The organism is Kribbella sp. NBC_01510 (assembly GCF_045040325.1).
Lineage (GTDB): Bacteria > Actinomycetota > Actinomycetes > Propionibacteriales > Kribbellaceae > Kribbella.
Genome location: NZ_CP109418.1, coordinates 3470558 through 3490408 on the forward strand (window position 1 = coordinate 3470558; position 19851 = coordinate 3490408).

Below are 19851 nucleotides of genomic sequence, written 5' to 3' on the forward strand. Positions count from 1 at the left end.
TGGCTACTGCGCCGGCGCCAGGAACCGGATGCGGTCGCACTCACCTTCGTCGACCGCGTGCTTGATCGGCTTGGTCGTCGCTGAGACCGCTGTGGCCCAGTACGCGGTGGTCGGCGTCGGCGGCGTGGTGAACCGGGCGTTCGGCAGGTAGAGCCGGTCGCCGAAGGCCGCGGCGGTCGTCGGTACGTCGAAGTCCGGGCTGGTGACCTCCCGGACCAGCGTGCCCTTGGTGCCGGACTGGTTCAGCGTGAGGACGGCGACCTTGTTCAGTAGGTTCTGGACGACGAACAGGGTCCGGCCGATCAGCAGCAGGCCGTCGCCGTTCGTCATCACGGCGTCGCCGATGTCGATCCGCCTGGTGACTCCGGTCCGTGGGTCGACCCGGAACAGGAAGCCGGTCGAGGACTGCACGATGATCAGCGCGCGGCCGTCCGGGGTGAGGGCGATGCCGTTCGCGTTGGTGCCCGCGGTGTGCTGGTAGTCGCCACTCAGTGGGACGGTCTGGGCCTTCGCGGGCAGCTTGCCGTGCCGGCCGAGCGGGAGCTTGTAGAGCACCGGCTGCCGCGAGTCGGTGAACCAGGCCGCATTCTTGCTCAGGATGACGTCGTTCACGAACGTGTCCGCCGACGTGGTGAAGGTATAGCTGGCCAGAACGCGCCCCGTCCGGGTGTCGATCACCCGTCCGTTGCCACCGCCGGCACCGGCGACGAACAGCCGGCCGAAGTGGTCCACCTTCATTCCGAGCGAGCCGGTGCCCGGCCCTTGGCTGATCACCTTGCCGGTGCCGGTCATCAGGTCGACGGCGAAGATGTCCCCGTCGACGCGGGAGCCGAAGTACGCCGTACCGCGGGCGATCGCGATGCCTTCCGGCTGGAACCCGTCGGGCAGGTTGAGCTTGGTGGGTGCTCCGGTTGTGGGCGCGGCGGTGGCGACCGAGGTGCTCACCAGGCCCAGCATCAGTGCGGGCACGCTCACCAGCGTGGCGAGGCGGCGGACGAGGTGCGACATGGCGGGGTCCTCCTGATCCGGTCCTTTACCAGGACAACGAGCCGGGCCTGTGGAAAGTTCATAACAGCCCGGGCGGCAACCGGGTATGTTCGCTGGCAGATACTCCACACGCGACAAGGGGCAGGGATGACAGCAGGGTTCGACAGTTCGAGTCTGTCCGGCACGGTGCGGCCGCAGGACGACCTGTACCGCTATGCGAACGGGCCGTGGCTGGAGGAGCACGAGATTCCGGCGGACAAGGCCATCTACGGCGCCTTCCACGCGCTCTGGGACACCGCCGAGCAGGACGTCCGCGCGATCGTGGAGAAGTCCGTCGCAGCCGGGCATCCCGAGGGCAGCGAGCCGCGGAAGATCGCTGATCTGTACAGCAGCTTCATGGACGAGGAGGCGATCGAGCGACTCGGCGCCGAGCCGATCGCCGAGCAGCTCGCCCTGGTCCGCGGGGTCGAGGACCTGCCCGGCCTGGTCGCGGCGCTCGGACAGCTCGAGCTGCAGGGCGTGCCGGGAGTCTTCCATTATTGGGTCGACGCCGACGCCAAGAAGTCCGACGAGAACATCGTCTACCTCACGCAGGGCGGTCTCAGCCTGCCGGACGAGTCGTACTATCGCGAGGACAGCTTCGCCGAGGTGCGTACGGCGTACGTCGCACACGTCACGCGGATGCTCGAGCTCGCCGGGCTGCCCGATCCGGCCGGTGCCGCGGAGCGGATCATGGAGCTGGAGACCCGGGTCGCCGGCGCCCACTGGGACCGGGTCAAGAACCGCGACGTCCAGCTGACCTACAACAAGGTCGACCGGGCCGGGCTGGAAGAGCTGACCCCCGGCTTCGACTGGTCGACGTGGCTGACGGGTGCCGGCGTACCGGAGAGCGCCTTCGCGGAGGTCGTCGTTCGCGAGCCCGACTTCTTCACCGCGGCCGCCGCGGCCTTGCAGGCGGTCGAGCTGGACCGGTGGAAGGAGTGGCTGAGCTGGCGCATCGTGCACAGCGCGGCGCCACTGCTGAGCACGGCCTTCGTCGATGAGAACTTCGCCTTCTACGGCAAGACGCTGACCGGTGCGCCTGAGCTGCGCGAGCGGTGGAAGCGCGGCGTCGGCGCGGTCGAGTCCGCGCTGGGCGAGGCGCTCGGCAAGCTGTACGTCGCCGAGCACTTCCCGCCGGCCGCCAAGGCCCGCATGGTCGAGCTCGTCCAGAACCTGGTCGAGGCGTACCGGCAGCGGATCGAGGCGCTGGACTGGATGGGCCCGGACACCCGGCAGCGGGCGCTCGACAAGCTCGGGACGTTCGTGCCGAAGATCGGTTACCCGGACCAGTGGAAGGACTACGACGCGCTCGAGATCGACCCGGCCGACCTGTTCGGCAACGTGCGCCGGTCGGTCGCGGTGGAGACCGCGCGGGACCTGGCCAAGCTCGGGCAGCCGGTGGACCGGACCGAGTGGAAGATGACGCCGCAGACGGTCAACGCGTACTACAACCCGCGGATGAACGAGATCGTCTTCCCGGCCGGCATCCTGCAGCCGCCGTTCTTCGATCTGGACGCCGACGACGCGGTGAACTACGGCGCGATCGGCGCCGTGATCGGGCACGAGATCGGCCATGGGTTCGACGACCAGGGCTCGCGGTACGACGGCGACGGCAACCTGAACGACTGGTGGACCGACGAGGACCGCGCCGCGTTCGAGCAGCGCACCGACAAGCTCGTCGCGCAGTACGACGTCCTGTCGCCGGACGAGACACCCGGGCAGCACGTGAACGGCAAGCTCACGCTCGGCGAGAACATCGGCGACTTGGGCGGGCTGTCGATCGCGTACGTCGCCTACCAGTTGTCGCTGGACGGTGGCGAGGCGCCGGAGGTCGGCGGGCTGCGTGGGAGCGAGCGGTTCTTCGTGTCGTGGGCGCACGCCTGGTCGACGAAGACGCGGCCCGAGGAGGCGGCGCGGCGGCTGGCGATCGACCCGCACTCGCCGCCGGAGTTCCGCTGCAACGCGGTGGTGAAGAACATCGACGAGTTCCACCAGACCTACGGCATCACCGAGGCCGACGGCATGTGGCTGTCCCCCGAGGACCGCGTCCGCATCTGGTGACAAACGAACGGCAGCTCGCCGCCTGCGGGCGGCGAGCTGCCGGCTAGTTGCTGATGCTTGGCTAGGAGGCCATCCAGTTCTGGAGGCCTTCGATGTCGCGGGGCATGGCTTCGGAGAGGTTCTCGGCACCGTCGTCGGTGACCAGGATGTCGTCCTCGATCCGGATGCCGATACCGCGCAGGTCCTCCGGCACGGTCAGGTCGTCGGCCTGGAAGTACAGGCCCGGCTCGACCGTCAGCACATAGCCGGTCTCCAGCTCGCCCTTGCCGAAGAACTCGCTGCGTGCCGCCGCGCAGTCGTGGACGTCCAGACCGAGCATGTGGCTGACCCCGTGCAGCGTGTACCGCTGGTACAGCCTGCTCTCCGGGTCCAGCGCCTCCTCCGCCGAGACCGGCAGCAGGTCCATTGCGTCGAGGCCGTGCACGATGACCTCCATCGCAGCCTCGTGCGCGGCGCGGAACGCGGCGCCCGGCCGGACCGCGGCGATGCCCGCGTTCTGCGCGTCCAGCACCAGTTGGTACAGCTCTCGCTGGCGCGGGGTGAACTCGCCGTTCACCGGCAGCGTGCGGGTGATGTCCGCGGTGTAGAGCCGGCGGTTCTCCACACCCATGTCGAGCAGCATCAGCGTGCCGTCGGCCACGGCGCCGTCGTTCTCGATCCAGTGCAGCGTGGTCGCGTGCGGTCCGGCCGCGGCGATCGAGGTGTACCCGACGTCGTTGCCCTCGGCCCGGGCCCGGCGCCAGAACGTGCCCTCGATCCAGCGTTCGCCGTACTCGCGGACCTTGTCCATCTCCGCGAGTACATCGGAGAAGCCGCGGTGCGTGATCGCGACCGCGTCGCGGAGCTGCTCGAGCTCGAACGGGTCCTTGACGAGCCTGAGCTTGGACAGCGTGGCCGCAAGTTCCTGGTCACGGTCGGCGTCGGTCTTCGCGCCGCTGAGCATCGAGGTGAGTGAGGCGTCCTCACCTCGCCGGACGCGGGTCGGCACATCGCTCTTGAGCGCGTCCGCGAGCCGGTCGACGTGCCGGGTCTCGATGCCGAACTCCTTGGCGGTCTCGGTCAGCGACGGACGCCGGCCGGCCCAGAGTTCGCCGTACATCCGGTCGCGCCAGAACTCCTCGCCCTCGCCACGGTCGGCGCGCGGGCGGAAGTACAGGACGGAGTCGTGGCCGCTGGTGCCGTTCGGCTCCAGCACCAGTACGGCGTCCGAGGTCTGGTCGCCGGCCAGCCAGACGTAGTCGGTGTGCGGGCGGAACACGTAGTCGGTGTCGTTCGAGCGGACCTTGTAGGTGCCCGCCGGGACGACGAGCCGCTCCCCGGGGAACGCCTGCGACAGCGCGTCCCGCCGCTTCGCCGCCCACACGCCCACGTCGCTGAGCGTCACGTCCTGCCGCTCGGAATCGGCCCAGCCCGAGTTCATGAACGCGCGAAGCTTCGGGCTCGGCTCGTTGTCGTGGGACGCCGTCTTCGGGGCGGCGCTCTCGGTCGCGGCGTTCTCGGCTGCGGTCGTCTCAGTCGTGTCGGTCATGGTCGACCAGTCCTCATCTCGGCGCGCGGTCTGCATTCAGCGCTTGGTGTGCAAATGGTCACCGCGGAGCGTGCCGCTGTCGGGCAGCGCCTCGGCGGGGTCCGAGCCGATGCGGGTGATCGCATTGTGCTCGTCCACGAAGACTACGCTCGGCTCGAACACCTTCGCCTCCGTGGTGTCGAACATCCCGTACGCGATCAGGATGACCAGATCGCCCGGATGGATCAGGTGCGCCGCGGCCCCGTTGATCCCGACCACCCCGGACCCCCGCGGCCCCTCGATCAGGTACGTCGACAACCGGTTCCCGTTGGTGATGTCGACGATGTCGACCTTCTCGCCGGGTAGCAGGTCGGCCGCCGCCATCAGCTCGGCGTCCAGCGTGCACGACCCGACGTAATCCAGATCGGCCTGCGTCACCGTCGCCCGGTGCACCTTCGACTTCATCATCTCCCGCAGCATGCGCGCCATGATCCAGCCTGGCCCCCGACCCTGTCAGTGGCGACCGTCACCTGCCCGGCCCCCGGGCCAGTCCGGGGAGGGTTTTACCCCCGTGAGGGCACATTTCCCTCCCCAGTCGACGCAGACGCGGTACTAGACGCGGCATTAGATGTGTGAGGCCTGGATTGCGAGTTCGCGGAGGCGCTCGTACCGCGACCGTAGCGCCGCGACTCGCTCGACCTCGGCATCCACCGGGGTGAGGTGTTCGCCGCCAGGGGCGGGAGACAACCCGAGGGCCACGGCTGCCGCGCCGCGGGCGCCGACTTCGGCCTCGGCACAGACCGTCGTGGGGCGGCCGAACGTCGCGGTCGCGCAGCGGCGTAACCAGGCGGATGCGTCGATGCTGCCGCCGCCCAGTACGACGTCCAGTTGCCGCCCGAACACCGCATCGAGCATCCGCAGGCCGCGGTCGACCTCCAGCGCCGCGCCCTGCAACGCCCCGGCCAGCACGCCGGAGGCGTCGTCGTCGAAGGACAGGCCGAAGAACACCCCGGACCCGCTCGGCACGGTCGCCGGCGGCCTGGTCCCGGCCATGAACGGGATCGCGATCACCCGGGACGCTCCGATCGGTACGCCGACCGGCTCGTCGGACTCCAGTCGCAGCAGGCTGGTCAGCCAGGCGTACACGTTCCCAGCCGCCGAGAACGCCATCCCGGTCACCGCCCGCTTGTCGTCGACCCGGTAGCGCCACAGCTCCCACGGCAGCTCCGGTGCATCGTCGATCGGATGGACCACGCGTACGGCGGCCGACGTCCCCACGGTCACCGCCGCTGTGGTCTCGTCGTACCCACCGGACCCGACGTTCGACGCGGCGCCGTCTCCGGTCGGCGGATGCACCGGTACGCCGACCAGCCCGGGCCAGCGGCGTCCGTACTCGGCGGACAACGTCCCGGTCCATCCGGTCGGAACGATCGGTGGCAGCCGGTCGGCCTTGACCTGGGCGATCTCGAGCGCCTCGTCGTCGTACAAGCCCGTGGCGAGGTCGAGCGTGCCGGTCCCGGAGGCGACCGACACCGAGGTGACGCGCTCGCCGGTCAGCCGCTCCAGCACCAGGTCGGGCAGGCCGGCGAACGTCGCCGGGGACGACGATGACAGCAGCCAGGGGATCCGCCGGGTCCAGTAGAGCCGGTGCAGCCAGGCGCCGGTGCGGGCGTGGAAGGCATGCTCGTCGAACGACGAGCCCAGGTCGAGGTCGACGGATCGCGTGTCCGCCCAGGTGATCACCGGCGTCAGCGCGTCACCTTTGTTGTCGAGAGCAACGATCGAGTGCCACTGCGAGGACAGCACGATCGCGCCGATGCCGTCCAGGTGACCGTTCTGCTGGAGCTCGTCCAGGCAGCCCAGCAGGCCCTCGACGTACTCGTGCAGATCCAGGGTCGCCGAGCCGCCGGTGGCGTAGGTGGGTGAGATCTTGTGCCGGGCCAGAGCACCGGGCACCGGTGCTGCGTCGTCGGCGGACAACACGAGGGCGCGGGACGACGACGTACCGAGATCGAGCGCGAGCACCCGGCCTTCAGTCTTCGTCATGCTCAGTCTTCGTCATGCAGCGCCTTCAGGAAGCTCGCCGCCCACACGTTCACGTCGTGCGCGGCCAGGTGCTTGCGCATCGCCTTCATCCGGCGGCCGAGCTGGCGGTCGTCGGTGTTCATCGCGTCGACGATGGTGTCCTTCATGCCGTTGATGTCGTGCGGGTTCACCAGGAACGCCTGCCGGAACTCGTCCGCCGCGCCGGCGAACTCGCTCAGCACCAGTGCGCCCGTGTCGTCGTACCGGGTGGCGACGTACTCCTTGGCGACCAGGTTCATGCCGTCGCGGAGCGGGGTCACCACGGCGACGTCCGCGGCCCGGAACAGTGCGGCCATCTCGGTCCGCGAGTACGACGTGTGCAGGTAGTTGATCGCCGGCGTGCCGATCCGGCCGTGTTCGCCGTTGATCCGGCCGACCAGCAGCTCGATCTCGTCGCGGAGTACGCGGTACTGCTCCACGCGCTCCCTCGACGGCGTCGCCACCTGGATGAACACGGCATCGTCGACCGACACGCGCTTCTCGTCCAGCAGCTCGCCGAACGCGCGCAGCCGCTGCCGGATGCCCTTGGTGTAGTCGAGCCGGTCGACGCCGAGCAGGATGTGCGCGGGGTTGCCGACCTCCTGGCGCATCTCGGCGGCGCGGGCCGCGGTCTCCGGCTTGCGGGCGAGGTTCTCCAGCTCGCCGACGTCGATGGAGATCGGGAACGCCTTGGCCCGGACGATCCGGTCGTCGGGCAGGTGGATGCGGTCGCCGCGAGTCCGCAGGCCCATCCGGTTGCGGGCCAGACGGGCGAAGTTCGAAGCGGCGCCGGGTCGCTGGAAGCCGACCAGGTCCGCGCCCATCAGCCCGTCCAGGATCTGCCGCCGCCACGGCATCTGCGCGAACAGCTCGGTCGGCGGGAACGGGATGTGCAGGAAGAACCCGATCCGTACGTCGGGCCGCAGCCGGCGCAGCATCGCCGGAACCAGCTGCAGCTGGTAGTCGTGCACCCAGACGTCCGCGCCGTCGTCGGCGGCGTCCGCGGCGGCCTCGGCGAACCGGCGGTTCACCGCCACGTACGACTCCCACCATTCACGGTGGAACTCCGGCGCCACGATCACGTCGTGGTACAGCGGCCAGAGCGTGGCGTTGGAGAAGCCCTCGTAGTACAGCTGCACGTCCTCGGCCGACAGCATCACCGGCACCAGGTGCATCCCGTCGGCCTCGAACGGGTCCACCTTCTCGTCCGCGCTCCCGGTCCAGCCGATCCACGCGCCGTGGTGCCGCTGCATCACCGGCGCCAGGGCGGTGACCAGTCCACCAGGGCTGCGGCGCCACGCCGTACTGCCGTCGGGCATCTCGATCCGGTCGACCGGTAGCCGGTTGGCCACCACCACGAAGGAACTTCGTCCGTTCGGCATATCAGCGTCATCCACTCAGGTCGTCGTCGTCACCGGGGTAGCGGACCCCGATCTGGCTCCGGGTCTCGTCGAGCAGTTCGAGGATCTCGAGTGTCGAGGCATGCGGCAGCGACGGCACCTCGGTCCGGCCGTCGCGCAGCGCCTGCATCACTGCGGTGGCTTCGTAGTGGTACCCAAGGCCATGCACCGGTACGTCGATCCGCTCCGCCCCGGCCGCCGTACTACGCACGTAGTACTCGGGGTGGTGGAAGCGGTGTGGCAACTGCAGACTGCCCTCCGGGCCACTCACCGACGCCACCCACGGGTTCTGCGACCGCAGCCCGCAGGTCAGCGCGGCGACCGCGCCGGAGTCGTAGCGCCAGGCCATCGCCACATTCAGATCGATGCCGTCGTCGTTGAGCGAGCCGACGGCCTTCAGTTCGGCCGGGCGACCCAGAGCCATGTAGGCGAATGTCATGGGATAGATGCCGCCGTCCATCAGCGAGCCACCGCCGAGCGCGGGGTCGAGCAGGCGGGTGGGCAACGACGGCTTGTAGAAGGCGAAGTCCGCGACGACTTGCTGTGGGTCGCCGATCACACCGCTGTCGAGATCCTTGAAGAAGGCCTGGATGACCGGGTTGGTCCGCATCCACATCGCCTCGGCGAACAGCGTCTTGTGCTCGGTGGCGACCGCGATCAGGTCGCGGGCCTGCTCGGCGGTCAGCGTGACCGGCTTCTCGCAGAGAACCGCGACTCCGGCCTGTAACGCGGCACGGGCGATCGCGTAGTGCTGTGGGTGTGGCGTACCGATGTAGATCACGTCGACGGTGCCCGAGTCGATCAGCCGGCGGTAGTCGCCGTACCCCTGCTCGATGCCGAACTCGGCGGCGAACCGGTCCGCGCTGGTCTGGGAACGGGACGCGACCGCGGTCACCTCGGCGTCGTCGGCGAGCAGCTTCAGATCCCTCGTGAACGACGTGGAGATGTTGCCCGTAGCAACGATGCCCCACCTGACGCGATCTACACCCACTGGGTTAACTCCGGGGTCGGGAACGGTCCGTCTGCTGCGATTCTCGCTGTTTCGAAGGCGTGAGCCAAGCGAATGAGCGTGGCATCACTCCGCGCGGTGCCACTGAACGTGATCCCGACCGGCAATCCGGCGACCAGCCCGGACGGCACCGAGAGCAGCGGATAGCCGGCCAGGGCGGCGTGGGAGGACGAGCTGCCGAGCACGTGGTCTCCGTTGACCAGGTCGATGGTCCAGGCCGGGGAGTACGACGGGCAGACCAGCGCGTCGAGCTGGTTGTCCCGGAGCAGGCCGTCGATCCCGTCCCGGCCGGCCCGGAGAGCCGTCAACCGGGAGGCGACATAGATCGGGGAACTCAGCCCCTCCGTGGCTGCGGCCCGCTCGAACAGCTCCTGGCCGAACCACTGCAGCTCGACGTCCGCATGTTCCCGGTTGAACGCGATCAAGTCGTCCAGTGTCCGCGGACCGCCGGGCGCCCGGGTGGCCAGGTACGCCGTCATGTCGACCTTGAGCTCGTGGGCCAGCACCTGGAGCTGGTCCTCGTCGCCACCAGGCGTCGGCAACGACAGCTGGTCGACCAGGGTGGCTCCACTGCGGCTGAGCGTCTCCAGCGCCTGCTCGGTGAGCTGGTCGAGGCCGATCGAGTAGCCCCAGAGCGGACCGCGCGGTACGCCGATCCGCATGTCGCGGAGGTCGGCACCACGGCAATGCTCTGTGTAGTCGGTCCTGCTACCGGTCATCACCGACAGCAGGGCTGCCGCCTGGGTGACGGTCCTGGTCATCGGTCCGGCGGTGTCCTGCGAGTGTGAGATCGGGACGATGCCCTGCTGCGGGATGAGGCCCACTGTGGGCTTCAGGCCGACGATGCCGTTCAGTGCGGCCGGGCAGACGATCGAACCGTTGGTCTCGGTGCCGATCGCGTAGTCGGCGAGCCCTGCTGCGACCGCTGCGCCCGATCCGCTCGAGGAGCCGCCGGCCGAGCGGTTCAGGGCGTACGGGTTGCGCGTCAGACCGCCGTACGCGCTCCAGCCGGAGGAGGACGCCGAGCCGCGGAAGTTGGCCCACTCGCTCAGGTTGGTCTTGCCCAGGACGACACAGCCCGCCTCACGGAGCCGCCGTACCAGTGGGGCGTCGTCCGGTGGCGGTGGCTGATCGGCCAGCGCCAGGGAGCCGGCCGTGGTCGGCAGGTCGGCGGTGTCGATGTTGTCCTTGACCAGGACCGGTACACCGTGCAGCGGGCCACGGACCCGGCCTTCGCCACGCTCCGTGTCGAGTTGGGCGGCATGGGTGAGAGCGGCGGGGTTGGGCGTGCAGATGGCGTTGACCAGCGGGTCCACCTCACGGCTTTTGGCCTGCAGCTCTTCAACCAGCGCCACGCTGGAGAGAGTTGAGCTCACCCCTTTCATCCTGCCAGAGTTGACCGCGCCCGGCTGTCCGCTCAACGACACGCTTCGTGTCGTTCGACGGTGAATGACATCGCTGTTGTTCAACCCGTAGTGTGGAGTGCGGACGGACGATCACCGACCGCACAGGAGTTACCAGCCAATGGACAGCGCCAACGCCAGCTCTCCCGGCCCCGCCGAAGCTGCGCCGCCGGTCATTGCCGGACTCTCCGAGCGTGACGGGGCAATCCTCGCGTTCGAGCGGCACTGGTGGAAGTACGCCGGCGCCAAGGAGCAGGCGATCCGGGACCAGTTCCAGATGTCGGCCACCCGCTACTACCAGGTCCTGAACGCGTTGATCGACCGGCCCGAGGCTCTCGCTCACGACCCGCTGTTGGTCAAGCGCCTGCGCCGCCTCCGCGCGGCCCGTCAGCGCGCCCGCTCCGCACGCCGCTTGGGTATCGAGGTCTGACCATGTTCCGCCCGAAGGGCGACGACCGGGGGCAGGTGCTCTCGTCGCTCGTCGCTGTGGCTGCGGTCGTCGCGATCGTGGCCGGTCTCCTGGTGCTGTTCGGTACGCGCGGGCACGACAGCTTGGCCGACGAGCCGGCGGGCGCGACCACCCCGAAGCCGAGCACGAAGCCCACGTCCGGGCCGTCGACGATCGCCGCCAGCATCCCCGGGCCGTCGTCGAAGCCGACCGCGCCGGCCACCACGCCTACACAGGCCCCGTCGTCCACGCCGGCCACCGCGCCGACCACCGAGCCGAGCTCGCAGCCGACCCAGCCGCCGGCGACCCAACCTCCGGCAACCCAGCCGACGACCATCCCGCCGGCTGAGCGACCGGCCGCGGAGATCTACAACAACACCCCGCGGAAGGGCCTGGCCGACTCGGTCGCGGGCCGCGCCCGGCAGGCGGGCTGGACCGTGGCCGGTGCCGACAACTGGCACGGCAAGATCGCCGAGAGCACCGTCTACTACCCGCCGGGCATGCTCGACGCCGCCAACCAGCTCGCCCGTGACATCGGCGTCAGCCGGACCAAGGGCGCGCTGGACAACATGAAGAAGGACCGCCTCACCGTGATCCTGACCTCGGACTACGCGGGATGAGTACTCCGGTCATCCAGACCGACGCCGGTCGCGAGGGGTGGGAGGCGATCGTCGCCGACCCGGCCACCGCGGTCATCTCCGCCGACTTCGACGGCGTACTCTCGCCGCTGGTCGAGGATCCGGCCATGTCCCGGCCGGTCGAGGGCTCCCTCGACGCATTGGCCCGGCTGGCCCGCTCGGTGAAGCAGGTGGCGATCGTCACCGGCCGTCCGGCGCTCGTGGCGACCGAGCTCACCGGTGTGACGGGCCATCCCGGCCTCGGGAGCCTCGTCGTACTGGGGCACTACGGGCTGGAGCGGTGGGACGCGGCGACCGGGATGGTGACCAGTGACCCGGTCCCGGCCGGTGTTGCCGAAGCGCGCTCCCGGCTGCCGGAGCTGCTGCGCCAGGCTGGCGTGCCGGACGCCCACGTGGAGGACAAGGAAAGCTCGCTGGCCGTTCACACGCGCCGGCTCGCCGACCCGACCGGTGCGCTGGACAGACTGCGTACGCCGCTGACCGAGCTGGCTGAGTCGACCGAGCTGCGCCTGGAGCCCGGCAACCTGGTCCTGGAGCTCCGGCCACCGGGTATCGACAAGGGCGTCGCGCTCCGACGGCTGATCGAGTCCACAGGTGCCCGGTCGATCCTGTACGCCGGTGACGACCTGGGCGACCTGGCTGCGTTCCGGGCGGTCGAAGAGCATCGCAAGACCGGGCTGCGCGCTGTACTGCTGGCCACTCGCTCGTCCAACGCGACCGAGCTGATCCAGGCCGCGGACATCGTGGTGGACGACCCCACGGGTGTGGTGACTGTCCTCACGGCCCTTTCGGACGCGATCGCAGCACGCTGAACGCCTGCGTCACGGTCTTGCCGATCGGCTGGATCGGCCGTTCGACATAGCCACCGTCCTTGAGGCTGGCCAGTCGCTCGAACGGGTTGCGCGAGGCCGGGTCGCCGGTGAGCAGGAACGAGATCACCACGCCGACGACGTACAGCGGGAACATCGGTAACCCGAGCAGGCAGAAGTACTGCCACGAGTGCCGCTCCTCGTGCCGCACCAGCGCCGCGTCGTCGAAGTACGTGCGCTCGTTCTTGCTCAGGACGACGTTACCGATCGTGAACGCCCCCGCGATCGGAAACCCCAGCTTGTACCCGTTCGCGAAGTACAACCCCCGCGGCCCTCGACTGACCCGGGCCCGCCCGATCACCCCGACCGCAAGCCCCACCAAGGTCGTCAGGTTGACGAAGTTCCCCACCACCTTCACCCGCTGCCACCCGGTCATGGGCCTCAGTATCGGCTCGGTGACTGCGCTTTGTCTCGATGTCGCAATCATTAGGACCTCGGCGTACGATGTCCTAAGAATTAAGACATTGAGACATCGGGACATCGGGACATCGAGGACAGTGACCATCTTCAGCACGCCGGAGCCGGATCTCGAGGATCGACAGGTCCTCGAGCAGATCCACGCGTTCCGATCCGAGCTCACGGACATCCTCCGCGTGCCTCGGCGCTGGGCCGGCGGGCTGCGGCGGAGCATGCTCGCGCGGGCGATCCAGGGCTCCAACAGCATCGAGGGCTACGACGTCAAGCTCGACGACGCGGTGGCCGCGTTGGATGACGAGGAGGCGTTGAGCACTGACGAACCTACGTTCGCCGAGATCCGGGGATACCGGCAGGCGCTCGGCTACGTGCTGGCGATGGCGAAGGACGCGGACTTCCGGCTGGACGTGTCGGCCGTCCGTGGCATGCATTTCATGATGCTGAGCCACGACCTGGCCAAGAGCCCGGGCAGCTATCGGCAGGGTGTCGTCTACGTGCATGACGAGACCACCGGCGAGAACGTCTACGAGGGTCCGCCCGCGGACGAGGTGCCCGATCTCGTGGCCGAGCTGATGGCCGGGCTGGACGCCGACGGAGCGGTGGATCCCCTCGTGGACGCGGCGATGGCGCACCTGAACCTGGTGATGATCCATCCGTTCCGGGACGGCAACGGCCGGATGGCCAGAGCCCTGCAGACGCTTGTCTTGTCCCGCGGAGGAATTGGCGAGCCGGCATTCTCCAGCATCGAGGAGTGGCTGGGCGGCAACACCGAGGACTACTACCGAGTGCTGGCCGCGACCGGCGCGGGCGCGTGGCATCCCGATCGGTCGGCCGCACTCTGGGTCAAGTTCAACCTGCGCGCGCATCACATCCAGGCGCAGACGGTACGGCGGCGGTACCGGGAGGCGGGCAAGCTGTGGCTGGCCTTCGATGAGCTGATCTCGCAGTTCGGCTTGGCGGAGCGCGTCGCTGACGAGCTGTTCGACGCGTCGCTCGGCTTCCGTATGCGCCGCTCGACGTACGTCCGCCGAGCGGGCATCGAGGAGCGGACAGCCAGCCGCGACCTGGCGAGGCTCACCGAACTGGGGCTGCTGCGCTCGGTCGGTGAGACCAAAGGGCGGCATTACGTGATGGGTGATCGCCTCGCCGAACTCGTGCAGAACGCACTCTCCACCCGCGAGCCGTTGGTCGATCCCTACCCGTGGATGCGCGAGCGGTTGGCCGGGGTGGCGACGCCGATCCGCTAGTTGTCCGTGGGGTGAGTAAGACTTGGCGGGTGAGTTCGGTGGTGCGGGTCTGGCGGGCTGGGCGGGTGGTGGATCCGCATTCGGTGATCGGAGGGCTGCGGAAGGGGCCGGGCGACCCGGCGTACGTGTTCGATCCGGGGCGACGGACCGTGTGGCGGGCTACTCGGACGCCGGATGGACCGGTGCTGTTGCGGCTGACGCCGTACGCCGGGGAAGTGGAGGCCGAGGCCTGGGGGCCGGGGGCTGCGTGGGCGCTCGAGGGGGTGCCGGAGTTGCTGGGCGACGCGGACAGCTGGGACGGGTTCGAGCCGTTGCCGGAGCACCGCGCGCTGGTGGACGCGGCGCGGCGGTTCCCGCATGTCCGGGTGCCGCGGACGCGGGCGGTGTTCGAGGCGATGGCCGCCGCCGGGATCGAGCAGGTCGTCACTGGCAAGGAGGCCTTCCGCGCCTGGCGCGTCCTGCTCCGTGAGTACGGCGAACCCGCGCCGGGCCCGACTGCGCCGGACGGCCGCGTGATGATGGTGCCGCCGGCGCCGGAGGAGTGGCGGCTGATCCCGTCGTGGCAGTGGCTGCGGGCCGGCGTGGAGAACCGCCGGTCCCGCGTGGTCGTGACAGCGGCGACGCGAGCAAAGGCGCTGGAGCGGACGCTCGAGCTGACCGACTCGGCCGAGATCGAGCGGCGGCTCCGATCACTCCCGGGCGTCGGGGTGTGGACCGCGGCCGAGGTGCGGCAGCGCGCCCACGGCGACGCCGACGCGTTCTCGTTCGCGGACTATCACGTGTCCCGCGATGTCTCCTACGCCCTCATCGGCGAAGAGCTCGACGACGAGGGCTGCGCCGAACTCATCGAGCCCTACCGCGGTCATCGCTTCCGCGTCCAGCGCCTGTTGGAGCTCACCGGCATCGGCCATCCCCGCTACGGCCCGCGCATGGCGCTGCCCACGCACACGCCCGGCGCAACGCATCGCTTGAGGTAACTCCGCCAGGGGCACAGGATCGCCACCATGACGATCAACGGGGACGGGCTCTACCTGGTGGCGGGGCTGGCCCTGTTGCTCGGGGCGATCCTGCCCCGCATGCTCCGCCGGTACGCCGTCTCGGCGCCGATCGGGTTCCTCGGCGCCGGCGTACTGCTGGGCCTGGCCGTCGACCGTACCCACCTGAGCCCGATCGTGGAGACCGGGATCGTCAAGCATCTCGCCGAGCTGACGATCCTGGTCGCGTTGATGGGCGTCGGACTGGCGATCGACCGGCCGATCGGATGGCGCCGGTGGATGGTGACCTGGCGCCTCCTGCTGGTGGCCATGCCCGCCTGCATCGCCGCCGTGGCCGGCGCCGGCTGGCTGCTCGGGCTGGCCCCGGCGACCGCGCTGCTGCTGGGCGCAGTCCTCGCCCCGACCGATCCAGTGCTCGCCTCGGACGTCCAGGTGCAGGGGCCGTCGACCGGCGCGGGCGCCGAGCCGGAGGAGGACGACGAGGTCCGCTTCGCACTCACCTCGGAGGCGGGTCTGAACGACGGTCTGGCCTTCCCGTTCGTGTACGCCGCGGTGTTCGCGGTCACCAAGGGATCCGTGGGTAACTGGGCGCTCGAGTGGTTCGCCTGGGACCTGGTCGGCCGGATCGCGATCGGTGTGGCGGTCGGTGCGGGCGTGGGCTGGTTGCTCGGCCGGATGGCCTTCTCCGCGCCATCGCGGACCTTCCGCCTGGCCGACTCGCGCGAACCCGTGCTGGCCCTCGCGATGACGCTAGGTGTCTACGGCCTCGCCCAGGTGCTCCACGGCTACGGCTTCCTGGCCGTGTTCGTCGCGGCGCTGGCGCTCCGGGCTGCCGAGCGGCAGCACGACTTCCACGAGGAACTGCACGGATTCGTCGAGCAGCTCGAGCACATCCTGACCTGGGGGATTCTGCTGCTGCTCGGAGCGGCGATCACGGCTGGACTGCTCCGCCCGCTGACCGTGGCCGGCGCCGCGCTGGGGCTGCTGTTGGTGCTGGTGATCCGACCAGTGACCGCGTGGGTCGCGCTGGCCGGGACTCCGATGCGCCGCTCCGAACGATGGGTGACGGCCGCATTCGGAGTGCGTGGTGTCGGGTCCGTGTTCTATCTGGCGTACGCCGGCGCCGCGTTCCACACCGACCTGCCCTGGTTGTGGGCGACGGTCGGTTTCACCGTCGTACTGAGCGTGGTCGTTCACGGCGTCGCGGCGACGCCGATGATGCGGATGCTCGACCAGCGTCGGGGCCGGACTCCCTGAGCGCTCGAGCCTTCCCGGAGCTGCAGGGCTGAGATCGAGCGTCTCGGATAGTGGGAACGGAAGACACAATATGGACCCTATTGGGTAATCTCGGGGGAGCTCATCCAGAGGGACTGAGGGAAACGGCCCGTTGAAGTCCCGGCAACCCTCCCCGTTGAGGCCCCAGTCCGGGGCCCTCGCGGCGGAACGGTGCCAAATCCGTCCCGTGCCGAGATCCGGTTCCGGGGAAGATGAGAGGGGAACCTCACTCATGAGCCTGACCGCCGCCACCCACACGATCCGCGAAGGTGCCTTCGGCAACGGTACGCACCTGAGCTGTCGCGCCTGCGGGGCGAAGTCGCCGCTCGGTCCGTTCTACGCCTGTATGGAGTGCTTCGGTCCGCTCGAGGTCGGGTACGAGTACCCGACGATCACGCGGGCGCAGATCGAGGCCGGTCCCAAGAACATCTGGCGCTACCAGCCCTTGCTGCCCGTCCCGGTCGACGTGGCCAGCTTCCCGAACACCGAGCCCGGCTACACCCGGCTCGTCGACGCGCAGAACCTGGCCCGCGAGCTGGGGCTGCGCAAGCTCTGGGTGAAGGACGACTCCGGCAACCCGACCCACTCCTTCAAGGACCGCGTGGTCGCGTCCGCCCTGAGCGCCACCCGCGAGCTCGGCATGACGGTCTTCGCGTGCCCCTCCACCGGCAACCTGGCCAACGCCGTCGCGGCGGCCGCCGCCCGCGCCGGCATCCGCTCGGTCGTGTTCATCCCGCACGACCTCGAGCGCCCGAAGGTGATCACCACCGCCGTGTACGGCGGGACCCTGGTCGCCGTCGAGGGCAACTACGACGACGTGAACAAGTTGGCCTCCGAGATCGCCGGTGAGGAGGAGGGCTGGGCGTTCGTCAACGTGAACGTGCGGCCGTACTACTCCGAAGGCTCGAAGACCCTGGCCTTCGAGATCGCCGAGCAGCTCGGCTGGCGGTTGCCGCAGCAGATCGTGATCCCGGTCGCGTCCGGCTCGCAGCTGACCAAGATCGACAAGGGCTTCACCGAGCTCGGCAAGCTCGGCCTGGTCGACGCCACCGACTACAAGGTGTACGGCGCTCAGGCGACCGGGTGCTCGCCCGTGGCGCAGGCGTTCCGGGACGGCCACGACGTGGTCAAGCCTGTCCGTCCGAACACCATCGCCAAGTCGCTGGCGATCGGGAACCCGGCTGACGGACCGTATGTGCTCGACGTCGCCCGCCGTACCGGTGGTGCGATCGAGGACGTCAGCGACGAGGAAGTCATCGAGGGCATCCAGTTGCTGGCCCGGACCGAGGGCATCTTCGCCGAGACCGCGGGCGGGGTGACGGTCGCGACGCTGAAGAAGCTGATCGCCACCGGGCAGCTCGACCCCGAGGCCGAGACCGTGATCATCAACTCCGGTGACGGGCTGAAGACGCTCGACGCTGTGGCCGACCGGGTCGGCCCCAAGGTGACCATCCCCGCGTCGTACGACGCCTTCGTGAAGGCAGGCCTGCAGTGAGTGTGAGCGTTCGCGTCCCGACCATCCTGCGGCCCTACACCCAGGGCGTGTCCGAGGTGTCCGCCGAGGGCTCCACGCTGATCGAGGTGCTCGACTCGCTGGACGGCTCCTACCCGGGCATCAAGGGCCGGGTCCTCGACGAGTCGGGCGAGCTGCGCCGATTCGTGAACGTGTACGTCGACGACGACGACGTACGCTTCGCCGACGGCCTGCAGACGTCGATCAAGGACGGCGGGCAGGTCTCGATCATCCCGGCGGTCGCCGGCGGCTGATCTGTTCATCCGGGCGTGGATCGTCCGGAATAGCCGCTAGCGTTCCCGCCATGGCGACCAAATGGACCCTTGGTGGAGACGCGGCCGAGCCGCAGCGGCTGGCGGAGTTCTGGGCAGCGGCGCTCGGCTACATCCTCGAGCCCGGGTATGACGACCCGGACGGAGCCTCGATCGTGGACCCCGACGACGTCGGGCCGGCGATCGGGTTCCTCCGGGTGCCCGAGCCCAAGACCTCGAAGAACCGGCTGCACATCGACATCCGCGTGGCCGGTCCGACCCGTGATGACGTGACCGCCGACCGGATGCGGAGGAAGGCGGTCGAGTTGGTGGGGCTCGGTGCTGTGCAGGTGCGCGAGGAGTTCTACGGTCCCGACGTCCTCGGCCACATTGTGATGCTCGATCCCGAGGGCAACGAGTTCTGCGTCGGCTGACTACGATACCTTGGTGCGCGCTGTCGTCATCGAGGAGTACGGCGTTCTGCCCGTCGTACACGAGGTTCCGCGGCCTGAGCCGGCGGAGGGTGCGGTCGTCCTGAAGGTCGAGGCGACCGGGCTGTGCCGAAGTGACTGGCACGGGTGGATGGGCCACGACGCGGACATCGTGCTGCCCCACGTGCCTGGTCATGAGCTCGCTGGGACGATCGCCGCCGTCGGTGCGGGAGTCACGGGGTGGCAGGTTGGCGACCGGGTGACGACGCCGTTCATCTGCGCGTGCGGGTCCTGTGAGCAGTGCCGCGAGGGCAACCAGCAGGTCTGCGTTCGGCAGGAACAGCCAGGCTTCACCTATTGGGGCTCCTTCGCCGAGTACGTCGCCGTGCCGTACGCACAGGTCAACCTGGTCCGCCTGCCCGATGAGCTGGATTTCGCCACCGCGGCGGGGCTGGGCTGCCGCTTCGCCACGTCGTTCCGCGCCATCCGCCAGGTCGGCCGGCTCACCGCCGGCGAAACCGTCGCGATCTTCGGCTGCGGCGGCGTCGGCCTCTCCGCCGTGATGATCGCCGCGTCCCTGGGCGCCCGGGTGATTGCAGTCGACACCAATCCGTCGGCGCTGAAGCTGGCCCGCGAGTACGGCGCCACCGACCTGCTGGTGGCGTCACCGGACACCGTCCAGGAGATCCGCGACCTCACCGCCGGCGGCGCTCACGTGACGATGGACGCCCTAGGCTCCAACGACATCGTCCAACAATCCCTGCAGGCCCTCCGCCCCCGAGGCCGCCACCTCCAGGTCGGCCTCCTCCCATCCGGCGTCCAGCTAGACGTCAGCCGCCTCATCGGCCAGGAACTCCAATGGCTAGGCAGCCACGGCATGCCCGCCCACGCCTACCCGGAGCTGCTGCAACTTGTTGCCGAGGGCAACCTCAACCCCGCAAACCTGATCACCCGCACCATCACCCTGGAAGAAACCCCAGCGGCTCTCGCCGCGTTGTCGGACGGCACCCCCGCCGGTGTCACTATCGTCCGCCCCTGAAGTGGGCTCTTCTGCTGGATGTGTGGGCGAGGTGAGTGAGGTCGGCCGGTGTGCAAGCTCGACAGGAGGTATCGGTCCAGGGCGCTGCTCGGGTCAGGCATTCGCGCCTGGCCCGGCCGGGCCAGGGCGGACACCTCCTGTCGAGCTTGCACACCCAGCCACCGTCCGCATCCCCGGGCTGCCGCCGTCCGTAGCCGACCGGCCCGCATCTCCGGGCTGGCACCGTCCGCACCCCGACCAGCCCGCACCGGCAGGCAA

The 19851-nt window shown here is 69.4% G+C and carries 19 protein-coding genes and 1 riboswitch; of the genes, 11 read left to right on the plus strand and 8 right to left on the minus strand.

The annotated features are described in order from the left end of the window. Positions 1-3: 3 nt before the first annotated feature. Entirely contained in the window at positions 4-1008 is a 1005-nt protein-coding gene (locus tag OG558_RS17275; protein WP_405071179.1) for an SMP-30/gluconolactonase/LRE family protein, read from the minus strand. 126 nt (positions 1009-1134) lie between these two features. Between OG558_RS17275 and OG558_RS17280 the strand changes: the two genes are divergently transcribed. Further along, positions 1135-3090, plus strand: a complete 1956-nt coding sequence (locus tag OG558_RS17280; protein ID WP_405071180.1) for a M13 family metallopeptidase — start codon at positions 1135-1137, stop codon at positions 3088-3090. 61 nt (positions 3091-3151) lie between these two features. Here the strand turns inward: OG558_RS17280 and OG558_RS17285 are convergent, their stop codons facing one another. The 6 genes from OG558_RS17285 to OG558_RS17310 all read right to left on the minus strand — a co-directional run bounded on the left by OG558_RS17285 (position 3152) and on the right by OG558_RS17310 (position 10455). Further along, complete coding sequence (locus tag OG558_RS17285) at positions 3152-4618, minus strand: aminopeptidase P family protein (RefSeq protein ID WP_405071181.1); 1467 nt, start codon at positions 4616-4618, stop codon at positions 3152-3154. A 36-nt stretch (positions 4619-4654) separates the two neighbouring features. Then, a complete protein-coding gene (gene panD / locus OG558_RS17290; RefSeq protein ID WP_328523975.1) occupies positions 4655-5077 on the minus strand; it encodes an aspartate 1-decarboxylase in 423 nt (140 codons plus the stop codon). 144 nt (positions 5078-5221) lie between these two features. Beyond that, positions 5222-6643 carry an FGGY family carbohydrate kinase gene (locus OG558_RS17295; protein ID WP_405071182.1) on the minus strand — a complete coding sequence of 474 codons (1422 nt, stop codon included), beginning with the start codon at positions 6641-6643 and terminating at the stop codon, positions 5222-5224. Positions 6644-6645: 2 nt separating this feature from the next. Beyond that, a complete protein-coding gene (locus OG558_RS17300; RefSeq protein ID WP_329484350.1) occupies positions 6646-8043 on the minus strand; it encodes a trehalose-6-phosphate synthase in 1398 nt (465 codons plus the stop codon). 7 nt (positions 8044-8050) lie between these two features. Beyond that, positions 8051-9052 carry a Gfo/Idh/MocA family protein gene (locus tag OG558_RS17305; RefSeq protein WP_405071183.1) on the minus strand — a complete coding sequence of 334 codons (1002 nt, stop codon included), beginning with the start codon at positions 9050-9052 and terminating at the stop codon, positions 8051-8053. Then, positions 9043-10455 carry an amidase gene (locus OG558_RS17310; protein ID WP_405071184.1) on the minus strand — a complete coding sequence of 471 codons (1413 nt, stop codon included), beginning with the start codon at positions 10453-10455 and terminating at the stop codon, positions 9043-9045. Before OG558_RS17310 ends, OG558_RS17305 begins: the two co-directional genes overlap by 10 nt. Before the next feature lie 139 nt (positions 10456-10594). On the opposite strand from OG558_RS17310, the gene OG558_RS17315 reads away from it, so the two are divergent. From OG558_RS17315 to otsB, 3 genes are read left to right on the plus strand one after another with little or no spacing between them, the layout of a single operon-like run. Then, complete coding sequence (locus OG558_RS17315) at positions 10595-10903, plus strand: DUF3263 domain-containing protein (protein WP_329484353.1); 309 nt, start codon at positions 10595-10597, stop codon at positions 10901-10903. Positions 10904-10905: 2 nt separating this feature from the next. Continuing rightward, positions 10906-11541 carry a LytR C-terminal domain-containing protein gene (locus OG558_RS17320; RefSeq protein WP_405071185.1) on the plus strand — a complete coding sequence of 212 codons (636 nt, stop codon included), beginning with the start codon at positions 10906-10908 and terminating at the stop codon, positions 11539-11541. Then, positions 11538-12371, plus strand: coding sequence for a trehalose-phosphatase (gene otsB / locus OG558_RS17325; protein ID WP_405071186.1), 834 nt, complete (start codon positions 11538-11540; stop codon positions 12369-12371). Before OG558_RS17320 ends, otsB begins: the two co-directional genes overlap by 4 nt. Here otsB and OG558_RS17330 read toward each other — a convergent pair. Then, complete coding sequence (locus tag OG558_RS17330) at positions 12337-12804, minus strand: hypothetical protein (protein ID WP_329484356.1); 468 nt, start codon at positions 12802-12804, stop codon at positions 12337-12339. The two genes, otsB and OG558_RS17330, sit on opposite strands and share 35 nt — an antisense overlap. Before the next feature lie 121 nt (positions 12805-12925). Here OG558_RS17330 and OG558_RS17335 point away from each other — a divergent pair, with 121 nt between their 5' ends. The 7 genes from OG558_RS17335 (at position 12926) to OG558_RS17365 (ending at position 19593) form a co-directional block, all read left to right on the plus strand. Next, the gene (locus OG558_RS17335) at positions 12926-14089 is read left to right on the plus strand and encodes a Fic family protein (RefSeq protein ID WP_405071187.1); all 1164 of its coding nucleotides are present in this window, start codon (positions 12926-12928) and stop codon (positions 14087-14089) included. 29 nt (positions 14090-14118) lie between these two features. After that, positions 14119-15066, plus strand: a complete 948-nt coding sequence (locus OG558_RS17340) for a DNA-3-methyladenine glycosylase 2 family protein (protein WP_329484358.1) — start codon at positions 14119-14121, stop codon at positions 15064-15066. Positions 15067-15093: 27 nt separating this feature from the next. Then, entirely contained in the window at positions 15094-16341 is a 1248-nt protein-coding gene (locus OG558_RS17345) for a cation:proton antiporter (RefSeq protein ID WP_405071188.1), read from the plus strand. 97 nt (positions 16342-16438) lie between these two features. Then, positions 16439-16578, plus strand: a riboswitch (SAM riboswitch). 13 nt (positions 16579-16591) lie between these two features. Beyond that, positions 16592-17854 carry a threonine synthase gene (gene thrC / locus OG558_RS17350; protein WP_405071189.1) on the plus strand — a complete coding sequence of 421 codons (1263 nt, stop codon included), beginning with the start codon at positions 16592-16594 and terminating at the stop codon, positions 17852-17854. Then, positions 17851-18126 carry a ubiquitin-like small modifier protein 1 gene (locus OG558_RS17355; protein WP_328523962.1) on the plus strand — a complete coding sequence of 92 codons (276 nt, stop codon included), beginning with the start codon at positions 17851-17853 and terminating at the stop codon, positions 18124-18126. Before thrC ends, OG558_RS17355 begins: the two co-directional genes overlap by 4 nt. A 50-nt stretch (positions 18127-18176) precedes the next feature. Then, on the plus strand, positions 18177-18557 hold the full coding sequence (locus OG558_RS17360) for a VOC family protein (RefSeq protein ID WP_405071190.1): 381 nt from the start codon (positions 18177-18179) through the stop codon (positions 18555-18557). 13 nt (positions 18558-18570) lie between these two features. Next, entirely contained in the window at positions 18571-19593 is a 1023-nt protein-coding gene (locus OG558_RS17365; protein WP_405071191.1) for a zinc-dependent alcohol dehydrogenase family protein, read from the plus strand. Positions 19594-19851 lie beyond the last annotated feature (258 nt).